The sequence below is a fragment of the Vibrio sp. TRT 2004 genome (assembly GCF_050113735.1).
In the GTDB taxonomy this organism is placed as follows: domain Bacteria; phylum Pseudomonadota; class Gammaproteobacteria; order Enterobacterales; family Vibrionaceae; genus Vibrio.
The window spans coordinates 1-10,973 of sequence record NZ_JBNJOH010000072.1 but is presented as its reverse complement, the minus strand read 5'-3'; the positions used below and the strand labels follow the sequence as shown (position 1 = coordinate 10,973).

10 protein-coding genes and 1 riboswitch are annotated in these 10,973 nt (G+C 44.3%); of the genes, 5 read left to right on the top strand and 5 right to left on the bottom strand.

Annotated elements, in window-relative coordinates; all coding sequences use genetic code 11:
• Positions 1 to 254 precede the first annotated feature (254 nt).
• From ACQEXR_RS19135 to ACQEXR_RS19120, 4 genes are all read left to right on the top strand, one after another.
• Positions 255 to 1,943 carry a GGDEF domain-containing protein gene (locus ACQEXR_RS19135; RefSeq protein WP_427020939.1) on the top strand — a complete coding sequence of 563 codons (1,689 nt, stop codon included), beginning with the start codon at positions 255 to 257 and terminating at the stop codon, positions 1,941 to 1,943.
• Positions 1,944 to 2,305: 362 nt separating this feature from the next.
• The gene (glgC, locus tag ACQEXR_RS19130) at positions 2,306 to 3,523 is read left to right on the top strand and encodes a glucose-1-phosphate adenylyltransferase (protein ID WP_427020938.1); all 1,218 of its coding nucleotides are present in this window, start codon (positions 2,306 to 2,308) and stop codon (positions 3,521 to 3,523) included.
• Positions 3,513 to 4,973 carry a glycogen synthase GlgA gene (gene glgA / locus ACQEXR_RS19125; protein WP_426951239.1) on the top strand — a complete coding sequence of 487 codons (1,461 nt, stop codon included), beginning with the start codon at positions 3,513 to 3,515 and terminating at the stop codon, positions 4,971 to 4,973. Before glgC ends, glgA begins: the two co-directional genes overlap by 11 nt.
• A gap of 154 nt (positions 4,974 to 5,127) precedes the next feature.
• Positions 5,128 to 5,931, top strand: a complete 804-nt coding sequence (locus ACQEXR_RS19120; RefSeq protein WP_138972410.1) for an alpha/beta fold hydrolase — start codon at positions 5,128 to 5,130, stop codon at positions 5,929 to 5,931.
• A gap of 2 nt (positions 5,932 to 5,933) precedes the next feature.
• On the opposite strand, the gene ACQEXR_RS19115 is transcribed toward ACQEXR_RS19120, so the two are convergent.
• From ACQEXR_RS19115 to torD, 5 genes are all read right to left on the bottom strand, one after another.
• Positions 5,934 to 6,239, bottom strand: a complete 306-nt coding sequence (locus tag ACQEXR_RS19115; protein WP_138972411.1) for a putative signal transducing protein — start codon at positions 6,237 to 6,239, stop codon at positions 5,934 to 5,936.
• Entirely contained in the window at positions 6,239 to 6,931 is a 693-nt protein-coding gene (locus ACQEXR_RS19110) for a TVP38/TMEM64 family protein (protein WP_138972412.1), read from the bottom strand. Before ACQEXR_RS19110 ends, ACQEXR_RS19115 begins: the two co-directional genes overlap by 1 nt.
• A gap of 138 nt (positions 6,932 to 7,069) precedes the next feature.
• Positions 7,070 to 7,666 (bottom strand): TfoX/Sxy family DNA transformation protein, encoded by a 597-nt coding sequence (locus ACQEXR_RS19105; RefSeq protein WP_138972413.1) that lies wholly within the window; start codon positions 7,664 to 7,666, stop codon positions 7,070 to 7,072.
• A 132-nt stretch (positions 7,667 to 7,798) separates the two neighbouring features.
• Positions 7,799 to 7,884, bottom strand: a riboswitch (cyclic di-GMP riboswitch).
• 142 nt (positions 7,885 to 8,026) lie between these two features.
• Positions 8,027 to 9,034: an HTH-type transcriptional repressor PurR gene (gene purR, locus ACQEXR_RS19100; RefSeq protein WP_138972414.1), complete on the bottom strand. Its 1,008-nt coding sequence runs from the start codon at positions 9,032 to 9,034 to the stop codon at positions 8,027 to 8,029.
• A gap of 220 nt (positions 9,035 to 9,254) precedes the next feature.
• The gene (gene torD, locus ACQEXR_RS19095) at positions 9,255 to 9,902 is read right to left on the bottom strand and encodes a molecular chaperone TorD (protein WP_427020937.1); all 648 of its coding nucleotides are present in this window, start codon (positions 9,900 to 9,902) and stop codon (positions 9,255 to 9,257) included.
• 238 nt (positions 9,903 to 10,140) lie between these two features.
• Between torD and torR the strand changes: the two genes are divergently transcribed.
• The gene (gene torR / locus ACQEXR_RS19090; protein ID WP_138972416.1) at positions 10,141 to 10,854 is read left to right on the top strand and encodes a two-component system response regulator TorR; all 714 of its coding nucleotides are present in this window, start codon (positions 10,141 to 10,143) and stop codon (positions 10,852 to 10,854) included.
• The last annotated feature ends 119 nt before the right edge of the window (positions 10,855 to 10,973 follow it).

Sequence of the window (10,973 nt, the reverse complement as noted above, 5' to 3'; positions counted from 1 at the left end):
AAAGTTATAGAAACTTAGAGCCTTTATAAGCCATCTGCAGGATCGTTCAACCGATCATTTATCTCTTAACTGATCGGAATTAGCCGATAATGGCTGCCTTTTCTTTTAGACGAACGCTTGTCTGTTTTCATATTTATGAGATCAATATACAATTATTCACCTATTGGTTGTTAATATATTGTGATTCTCAGTCTGTCTTTTGACATTATGATCTCTAGCTTCTATTGATTTAGAAGAATAACGGGAAGGGTGCCATGAGACAGAGATTAAGGCTTCTAAGTATCATTATCGCAGGTAGCTTGGTTTTGGTGATAGCCGCTTTTAGTATCTCAAAACGAGTGCTAGATAGCGTGATTGAGGGATTGCTATGGGAGTTTGCTCAAGTCTCTGCCAAACATGACGCCGAAGTGTTAAAGCCTATAACGGCTCAGTCCGAGATCGTAAAACAGTTGGCTACTCACCCCAATATCACTTCATGGGCGCAAAACAGCGAAGATTCAGTCTACCTAGCCGTTGCAGAAGATACACTTGAACAATTTCGTTGGCGGCTGGCGTCCAAAAATTTCTTCGTCGCCTTAGATCAGAACCTGTCTTATCACTACAACGATGTAAATAGCATCCGCCAAGGAACTTTCTTTCGCCACTATCTGGATCCAGATGCGATTACCGATAAATGGTTTTTCGAGCAGAAGTCGAGCGGAATCGATCTCTCCGTCAATATCGCTCATGATGTACATCTGGGATTAACCAAGATCTGGATTAATCAGACCATAGAAAAGAACGGTCAGTTTTTAGGTATTCTCGGCACTGGTATCGATTTCACGGAACTGATCGAGCCGTTTCATAACTCACAACCCACAGGGATAGAAACCTATTTTATTGATGAACAGATGAGGATCCAACTGTTCCTAGGCGTCGATTCTGTTCAATACCCACTGCGTAATAGCCGTTCAAGGAAACCCCTGCTCAGCAGTGTAATTAGCAATGATAAAGATTATCAAGCGCTCGAAAAACTGATGAAGTTGCAGAAGAAAGGTCAAGAAGCGCAAGTGCTGATGGTTAACCAAGGTGGTGGGCGAGCCGCTGTTGCGATTTATTACATCGAGTCTCTAGGGTGGTATGAAGTGACCTTTGTCAGTATTGATGCGATAGTGCCGACATGGGTCAATACCCAACTCTATTTCCCACTGCTTGCTGTAACCTTAATCGTCGCAATTCTTCTCTTTGGTTGGCTAGTCAAGCACTGGTTAGTCCCTCGAGAATATTGGAATCAGCGCATTTATCGACTTGTGCAAGACAACTCGACTGGCCAAGATGGCGCTTCACTTAATCTTGAACAGTGCTTAGATGTGCTTGAGCATGAGCTACAAAATAGTCGCAAGGGATTAGATAATCTGGTCGCGTCTAGAACGGCGATACTGGATGAGCTGTCAACATTTGATGTTTTGACCCAGATACATAACCGTAGAGGTCTGGAAAAAGAACTCAGTGCTGAGTTAGCGCGCTCTTCTCGTGAACAGTATCAGTTTGGTTTGTTGTGGATTGACGCTGGAATTAAGGTGCAATCTGACTCCGAAGAAGAGAGTCATCAATACCAAAATGCTTTGCAGTTGGTGGCTCGAGGCTTGCAACGAGCGATTCGGGAGTACGATGTGGCGGCAAGATGGGCGGAAGATGAGTTTTTGGTGTTGGTTAGATGTGGTCAAACTAGGACGTTAGAATGCATCGCCGAGCGCATTAAGCAGTATGTCGATTCACATCAAGATAGTGACACCATTCATTCCCACCATTTGATCAGACTTTCTATTGGTGGAGCACTTATTCAACCTCAGATGAGTTTGCAACAGGCTCTCGCGTTGGCAGACAGTTCATTGTTTCTGGCACAGTCCAACCAATCGACGATTCACATTCATACGGTGTCAAGTGAAAGGCAAACGGCTTGATTTACGTGGGTTTCAACCCTAGGTAATACCCTGATTACATTCACCTAAGCTATTCGAGCGAAGTCACGTTAATGTAGTTAATTTGTTGTTTGTTTGTGAGCTTGTGGCGAGATAGTGTGAGCTATCGCAGAGCGCTGCAAAGCAACAATTGTGAGCTCCAAAGGACGGCATGTTTTAAATTGTAATCTTGCTGAAATACGATAACTTATAATAATCCTTTTACGCCAAGAACTAGGCTTAGAGTCTTGCGCGGCAGCGATTGTTGTGCCCATTCCTACGAGGAACTGGAGTGGGCTAAAGGAATTAGATGAGCCCCCCTAAATAAAGGCTCATTACACAATAAATAAAATGGAGAGAATTAAATGGCTGGTGTTTTGGGAATGATCCTTGCTGGTGGAGAAGGCTCGCGCCTGCGCCCACTGACGGAGTCTCGCAGTAAACCCTCGGTGCCTTTTGGCGGTAGCTACCGTCTTATCGACTTTGCACTAAATAACTTTGTTAATGCTGACCTAATGCGTATCTACGTGTTAACACAGTTCAAATCTCAATCTTTGTTTCACCACCTAAAGAAAGGTTGGAATATCAACGGTATTACCGACCGTTTTATTGACCCTATTCCAGCACAGATGCGTACCGGGAAGCGTTGGTACGAAGGTACGGCGGATGCTATCTACCAAAACCTCGGCTTTATGGAGTTGTCTGAACCGGATCAAGTTTGTATTTTTGGTTCAGACCACATCTACAAGATGGATATCAAGCAAATGCTTGATTACCACAAAGAAAAACAAGCTTCGCTTACCGTTTCTGCTTTACGTATGCCTTTAAGTGAAGCGTCTCAATTTGGTGTCATTGAAGTCGATGCTGAAGGGCGAATGGTAGGTTTTGAAGAGAAACCAGCGTACCCGCAATCTATCCCTGGCGATCCAGAATACGCGTTAGTATCTATGGGTAACTATGTATTTGAAGCACAGACGCTTTTTGCTGAGCTGATTGAAGATGCAGATAACCCAGACTCAACTCATGACTTCGGCAAGGATATCATTCCAAAGATGTTCCCTTGCGGCGATGTGTTCGTGTATGACTTCAGCACCAACCGCATTACTGGCGAGAAAGAAGAAGTGTATTGGCGTGATGTCGGTACGATTGACGCATATTGGCAGGCTCATATGGATCTGCTCGCGAAAGACGCGCCTTTCTCGCTGTATAACCGTAAATGGCCTCTCCACACCTATTATCCACCGTTACCACCGGCAACGTTTACTGACTCTGACAATGGTCGAGTACAAATTATCGATAGTCTTGTGTGCAGCGGTAGCTATGTTCGCGGTTCGAGAATTGAAAAATCGGTACTCGGCTTCCGCAGCAACATCGCCTCTGCGTGTGACATTAGCGAAAGTATCCTACTGGGTGATGTTAAGGTCGGTGAGGGCTGTGTACTGCGCCGCGTGATCGTCGATAAGGATGCGGATATTGCACCGGGTACCCAAATTGGTGTAAACCTATCGGAAGATAAGAAACACTACCATGTATCGGAAGAGGGTATCGTTGTCATTCCAAAAGGAGCACGTATTGGCTACTAAGAATCTATCCATTCTATTTGTAGCATCGGAAGTTGAAGGGTTAATCAAAAGCGGTGGCTTGGCAGATGTTGCCAAGGCGCTGCCTGAAGCATTGCTCACATTACAGCAAGATGTTCGTATCACTCTACCCGCATACCAGAAAGTAGCGGGCATTGAACAAGCTCCAGTTTTACTGGACACACAGCTTGAATATTGGCCGCACACACCGTATCGAGTTAAACAACTCGAAATCGTGGGAGTACCTGTCTACGCGATTGATTGCGACGAGTACTTCAACCGCTCGGAAATGTACGCGGAGAACAACCAAGCGTATCAAGACAACGGTGAAAGGTTTGCTTTCTTTAGTGCCGCGTGCCTCGATATGCTACCGAAACTTGGCTTTCAACCAGATATCGTTCACGCCAATGACTGGCATACTGGGTTTGTTCCCTACTTACTGAAACACCGCTACGGAGCGGATACGTTTTTTTCATCGACGAAAAGTGTACTCTCGGTGCATAACGCCGTATTTAAAGGGGTGTTTAGCTATGATGAGTTACAGAATCTACCAGAGATGCACACACGCTACGCTGGTGATGCGGCTGTGAGTGACACCCATGTAACCATGCTAAAAGCGGGCGTTATGTGTGCGGATAAGATTAATGCCGTGAGTCCTACTTATGCACAGGAACTAAAAACTGAGCTAGGTAGCCATGGTATGGCGGCGGAATTTCAGCACAGAGCTGAGGATTTAGTCGGGATACTCAATGGTTGTGACTACTCGGCATGGAACCCTCAAACCGATCCTTCTTTGCCTGTGAACTACAAAGCAACGCGACAAAGCATGGTACGAGGGAAGAAAGCGTGTAAGAAAGAGCTTCAGCAACGTGTGGGTTTAGAAGCGTGTGATGTCGCTGTATATGGCATGGTTTGTCGCCTAACGCACCAGAAAGGTATCCACTATCTAATCCCGATTCTGGATGCTTTCTTGAAGCATCAAGTTCAGGTGGTCATCGTTGGTACTGGAGACCCTGTCTTGGCGGCGCAGCTAAAAGAGATTGAAGCGTTACACAGCGATAAATTCGTCTTTGTCGAGGCCTACGATAATGACCTTGCTCATTTGGTCGAGGCGGGCTCTGACTTCTTTATCATGCCTTCTGAATTTGAACCGTGTGGGTTGAATCAAATTTATAGTATGGCTTATGGCACGTTACCCATTGTCCGTGGCGTCGGGGGATTGCGTGATAGTGTCAATGATTACGACGAAGGACCCAATACGGCGACTGGTTTTGTTTTTCAACAACCTGAGCCGAGTGAGTTATTAAACGTTCTACAGCGTTCACTCTTGCTATATGCCCAACAACCAAATGAAGTTAAACGCGTTCAATTGTATGCGATGGAACAAAACTTCTGTTGGTCTAAAGCGGCTGAAGAGTATATCAACCTGTATCGGTCGGCCCTTCACGCTTAACCTGTCTAAAGGCGTCATTTCGACGCCTTTTTCAATGATATTTACATTTTTGACCAGAGAATGACGGATAAATGGAGTTGTCGGACTTAAATCCTTCTAGGATTATGGTAATCTCCTAAGCCAAGATTTTGAACCTAAGTGGCCCTTGTCTGATATGAGCGATACCCTGTTATTCCACAAAACGTTTGCCCACCCTACTAGTGACGAGTGGGTTGTCTTTGTGCATGGTGCTGGGGGAAGTTCATCGATTTGGTTTAAACAAATCAAAGCGTACAGGGAGCATTTCAATCTATTGTTGATTGATCTTCGCGGTCATGGCAAATCGAATCAGTTGCTCAAAGAGCTGATTGCAAACCGCTATACCTTCAAAGCCGTGACCATGGATATTCTCAAGGTACTTGATCACCTAAAGATTCGTTCAGCCCATTTTGTGGGTATGTCGTTGGGTACCATTATTGTCCGTAATATCGCAGAGTTATCGACGGACAGAGTGAAGTCAATGGTGCTGGGAGGCGCTGTAACGCGTCTTAATACACGCTCTCAAGTGTTGGTCAAACTAGGTAACCTTTGTAAGCACATTGTTCCTTACATGTGGTTATACAGCCTTTTTGCCTATATCGTGATGCCTCAACGTACGCAAAAAGAATCACGTCACTTATTTATCCGTGAAGCCAAAAAGTTATGCCAAAAAGAGTTCAAGCGTTGGTTTATTCTTACCGCTGAAGTTAATCCGTTGATGCGATACTTCAAGGATCGTGAGTTACCCATCCCAACGCTATACTTGATGGGCGAGCGCGATTACATGTTCATTCAACCGGTCAAAGAGATGGTTGCCGCTCACCGTAAAAGCCAATTACTTGAAATCGCTGATTGTGGTCATGTCTGTAATGTTGAAAGGCCTGATGAATTTAACCAACACTCGATAGCCTTTATTCAGCAGCAAATCGAAGCTAAATAGAGTTAGGGCATACAGGCGCCGCACTTCCAGCACAAACCGAATTGAGCTTCGTTTTGTTCACTACACTCACTACACCGCCAGCTTACTCCTCTTTCAGCACGCTTAAAATCGGCAATGATTGCTTGTGCTTGAGCGAGTTGTTGAACATCGAATAGCCAAATATACGGTTCACTGTTCTCACCAAAAGGGAGCTCTCCCTGTAAACCGAATAAACCTTCGCCCCGCACCTCACAAAGGATTTGCTGTGATTTCAATAACTCACAAACGATATGTGCTTCAGGTGGTGTTGTCGCTGAGTAGAGACGCATTACACGTTTCCGTTTGATGCTGAAGGCGTCGATTTGAGTTTGGCCATTATCCACTTAGCGACAACAGGGAAAAGACCTAATAAGGCAAAGGAAGCCAACACACTTGGAGAAACGATACCGGATAAGTGTTCAATCTGCGCCAACTGGGTACCCGCGTTGAGGTATACCGCTGTGCCTGGCAACATACCTAACTGGCTCACCAAGTAGAATCGTAAAGTCGTAATCGGTGTTAGCCCCATCAATAGGTTGATCAAAAAGAACGGAAAAACGGGAATTAGACGTAACGAGAATAGATAAAATGATCCGTCACGTTCAACGCCTTGGTTGATTGCTGACAACTTGTCACCAAACTTCGTTTGAACCCAGTCTCTAAGAAGATAGCGGCTGCTTAAAAAAGCCAGAGTTGCGCCAATGGTACTGGCAAAAGAGACAAGGACTAAGCTTGTCCAAAAACCGAATAGGGCAGCTCCCAATAGTGTGACCACAGCAGCACCCGGAACAGAAAAGGCGGTGATGGTGACATAGGCCAAGAAATAGCTAGCGGCCGCGACAACGAAGTTATCTGCGATAAATAGAGCGAGCTCGGCTTGCTGAGCTTTAGCGTTTTCCAGAGTGAGATACTGTCCAAAATTAAGGGCTAGCAATACAACAACAAGGATGAACACAACGCCCAAAATCAGTTTTTTACTCATACAACATCTCCATCAAACATCAAAGCTAGCGAAATTAAAGTGTTAATAGACTAGAAAGGGAAAGCAAGCAGTAAATTTCACAAATAAGAAAAAAGTCAGCACTAAGGCTGACTCTTTATTGATTCGATAACTTATCTGTTAGTGATGGCTAAGCTCGTTGAGCAGCTCTTGGCGTCGATTTTGAGGAATGACGGACCAGTGAGTGCCATTGATCGCACCTTCTAATGCCCAAAGTAGCTCGATGTTAACGTCAGAAGAGTGAGTAGACTGAATGGCTTTGAATGCGTTAACTGAGCCGGTTTCTTCAAGGTTTTCGACACTTTCGATACCTGCTTTCTTGAGCATACGCTCAGTAGCTAATCGTAAGTTCGGTAAATCTTTGAGGCGACTTGGTTTCGCTTGCGATTGAGTTTTCTTCTCGTTGTTTGCCGCATCAAGTGCAAGCTTGGCGAGTTCTAAGGTTTTATTGGTATCTGAACTCCAGTCATGACACAAGGCGTAGTATTTCGTTACAACGGGAAATCCGCGTTTTTTATAAACGTAAGGCTCGAGTCCTTGAGATTTAAATTGTTTAGCCAGTTCTGCGTCTGCACGAACGTGAAGTTTATCGTTGACCACGAGTGCGAACATCGTGTCATCAGCAAAAATGCCAAAGCCACCAAACATTGAACGAGACTTGATGTAGCCAAGTTGCTCAAATAATCGCATTGAGTCTTTTAGTATTGGTTTATCCATGCTGTTTATTCTCGGTGTATAGTTATACGCCACCAGTTCAGGTCCGAGAGATTAGCAAAATAATGCAGGTACTTTGTAAGTAAGGCGTCATACAACCGTTAGTAATTCGTGTATGACAAGTGCATATTTACCATCGGCAACCCCGCTACCAGACATATCATGTTTAAGGCCGGAGGCTTTGCGTCCCACCCTTTCGGAGTGGTTTGCCCTGTTCGTGGCATTGTTCGAACATTTAGAGCATAAATAAAATATGCGTAGGACATCACGCCGAAATGGAATAAGTGTGATCTTGGTTCAATAAAAAGAGGTGAATTATCCGCTTAGCCAATAATGTGCTACCGGCTAAGCGAACGATTTGAACTATTTGTTCAAATCAAGGACGGTATTTCGTTCAACAATCTCAGGGTGCATTTCAAAAATACGCTTCTCATGCTCTTTATCTTTGATCCGCTCAAGCAAGATTTCGAATGCGTTTTTACCAACACGACGTTTTGGTTGGTGGACAGTCGTTAGTGGTGGAGAGAAGTACTCAGCCAGCTCAATATTGTCATAGCCGATGACTGACATATCTTCAGGAATTCGAATGCCTTTTTGCTGTAGACGGCTCATCAACCCCAATGCCATTGTGTCATTGAAACAAAACACAGCACTTGGCTTGTTATCCATCGCTGCAATTTTGTCTGCGGCGAGTACGGCGGTATCACACTCGAAGTTGCCTTCAAGAATCCAATCTTCATTCACCGAAAGTTCTGCCTCACTCATCGCGCGTTTGAAACCGCGAATACGCTCCTGACAGGCGGCTTTTTCAAAGTGACCACTTAGACAGGCAATATCTTTATGACCACGTTCGATCAGATATTTTGTTGCTAGGTAGCCGCCTTCTTCTGAGTTATCAATGATCTTGTCCGCTTGCGAGCTTTCAGGACCCCAGTCCATAACGACTTTAGGGATATCTTTATGGCGATCGAGCATTTCGCTCAGCTCTTCAGTAAGGTCTGAACACATGACTAAGATGCCGTCTACGCGCTTCTCTGCCAACATGCGGATGTAGTCGCGTTGTTTCTCGTAGATGCCCCCAGTATTACACAAGATAAGCGTGTAGCCTTGACGGTAGCAGTAGCTTTCTACGCCATCAATCACTTCTGAAAAGAATAGGTTTGTTGATTGGGTGACCAACATACCGATTGTACGAGTCGTGTTACATTTCAAGCTACGCGCAACAGCACTTGGCGCATAGTTTAACTCGTTCACCGCTTCCATTACTTTTTCTTGAGTAGCTTCAGCAACAAAGCGTGTTTTATTAATTACGTGAGACACAGTGGTTGTTGAAACACCGGCTAGGCGAGCAACATCTTTAATAGTGGCCATAAGGTTTTGTCCTGTCGATGACTGCCAAGCAAATATATTCGAGTGTAGAATAAAATAGTCTGGCAGAAAGTATCAGAAACACAAAAACCGCCCTTATTTAGCGGTTTGTATTTGAATCGTTCATTTTTATCGTTTGCGGTCACGATTCTAGACCGCAAACTCTCAGAGAGCAAACAAAAAACGTCAAAGTTGTAGGTTTGAGCTCACAATGTGCGTTTTTTTACTCGCCTGCAAGATAGCTGCAATCTAGCTCTAAGAAAGCGCTAGTAAGGCTGGCGATTGCAGAGTAAAAGCCGAAGTCATCGAGTGTCTGACACTTGGCTGAAAATTTCGGAACCCAGCTCAATAGGTGTTGCTGAATAAACGCTTCTTGCTCTTTTAACGCATCTTCTAAATGACGTTCTTGTTCCAACTCATTTGAGCGAATAATAAGATTGCCAAGAAAGTCGAGTTCGATTGCAAGATGGTCGGCTGGCTCGTTTAGATCTTTTTCAACTGCAACCCCATGTTTCGCCATGATCTCTTCCATCTCTTTAGCTGGCGTGTCGTTGAGTAATCCCGATTGACCAATGTACATAGAGGCATAAGGAAGGGCAGAGTCTCTATCTGACTTTAAAAATAGATCACAGAAATCTGCGGCGAGTTCCAATTGAGCATCTTCACGATCCATCAAGCGATTGAGCGCATCAGTGACACGGTCAATTGCAGGTTTTAAAGCGGCATTTTCACCCAAACCAGTCAAAAACGCGCGGATTTCAGCGGAATGATACTGCGCGATATTTTCCTCAGTAAGCTCATTGGCAAACAGGCTTGATAGCCACCAGTAAATCTCGGCACGTTTCTCATTAAATGCTTTAATTTCTTGCATTAGGTTCAACTCCTAAAATAACTATCTACTAGTTTAACCAATAAAAATGAATAGGGATAACGGCTTGTGTGATAAGTTACCATCAATTATGAATGAATGTTAATGAGTGGGTGACTTTTGTCTTGAATCAAGAAAAAATCATCTTTCTTAGTTTTAAAGTGATAATTACTAGAAATGTTACTATTTATGAATAGAATACAATTTTAGAGCAATTCCCAATGTAAATTAAGTGGTGTAGATGAGCTATCATGTACTAGTTGTAGAAGATGACGCAGTCACGCGTAGCAAACTCGTTGGTTACTTTAAGAACGAAGGTTATAACGTGAGTGAGGCTGAAAGCGGCGAGCAGATGCGTCATACGCTACAAAACAATGCGATTGATTTGGTGATGTTAGATATTAATCTTCCTGGTGAAGATGGATTAATGCTAACGCGCGAACTTCGCAGTCAATCTGACATTGGAATTATCCTGGTAACAGGACGCACGGATAGCATCGATAAAATTGTTGGCCTAGAAATGGGCGCAGATGATTACGTCACCAAACCGTTTGAGTTACGCGAACTTTTGGTTCGAGTTAAAAACTTATTGTGGCGTATCTCTTCTGCCCGCAACGCATCTGCAACACTAGACGCAGCGCAGCAAGACGACAATGTAGTACGTTTTGGTGAATGGACATTTGATGTTCAACGACGTGCATTAAGTCGCAATGGAGAGCCAGTAAAACTCACTAAAGCTGAGTATGAATTGCTGGTTGCACTCTCTTCATACCCTAATCAGGTATTGAGCCGTGAGCGTATTCTCAACATGATTAGCCACCGTGTCGACGCACCGAACGATCGTACCATTGATGTGCTGATAAGACGTATGCGAGCGAAAATGGAATTCGATCCAAAGAACCCTCAGATCTTTGTGACGGTTCATGGCGAAGGTTATATGTTTGCAGGCGACTAGTCGCTCTAGATGAATTAAAAAAACCGAGGCATTTGCCTCGGCTTTTATTTTCAGCCCTAAACCACCTACTTCAGTAGGTGGTTATCATTCAGTGAGGCTTTGCCTGTAGTTCTACCCAT

Bases quoted from the DNA above. Each gene is read 5' to 3' on its own strand.
- ACQEXR_RS19135 (WP_427020939.1), top strand. From the start codon at position 255: ATGAGACAGAGATTAAGGCTTCTAAGTATCATTATCGCAGGTAGCTTG.
- glgC (WP_427020938.1), top strand. From the start codon at position 2,306: ATGGCTGGTGTTTTGGGAATGATCCTTGCTGGTGGAGAAGGCTCGCGC.
- ACQEXR_RS19120 (WP_138972410.1), top strand. From the start codon at position 5,128: ATGAGCGATACCCTGTTATTCCACAAAACGTTTGCCCACCCTACTAGT.
- ACQEXR_RS19115 (WP_138972411.1), bottom strand. From the start codon at position 6,239: ATGCGTCTCTACTCAGCGACAACACCACCTGAAGCACATATCGTTTGT.
- ACQEXR_RS19110 (WP_138972412.1), bottom strand. From the start codon at position 6,931: ATGAGTAAAAAACTGATTTTGGGCGTTGTGTTCATCCTTGTTGTTGTA.
- ACQEXR_RS19105 (WP_138972413.1), bottom strand. From the start codon at position 7,666: ATGGATAAACCAATACTAAAAGACTCAATGCGATTATTTGAGCAACTT.
- purR (WP_138972414.1), bottom strand. From the start codon at position 9,034: ATGGCCACTATTAAAGATGTTGCTCGCCTAGCCGGTGTTTCAACAACC.
- torD (WP_427020937.1), bottom strand. From the start codon at position 9,902: ATGCAAGAAATTAAAGCATTTAATGAGAAACGTGCCGAGATTTACTGG.
- torR (WP_138972416.1), top strand. From the start codon at position 10,141: ATGAGCTATCATGTACTAGTTGTAGAAGATGACGCAGTCACGCGTAGC.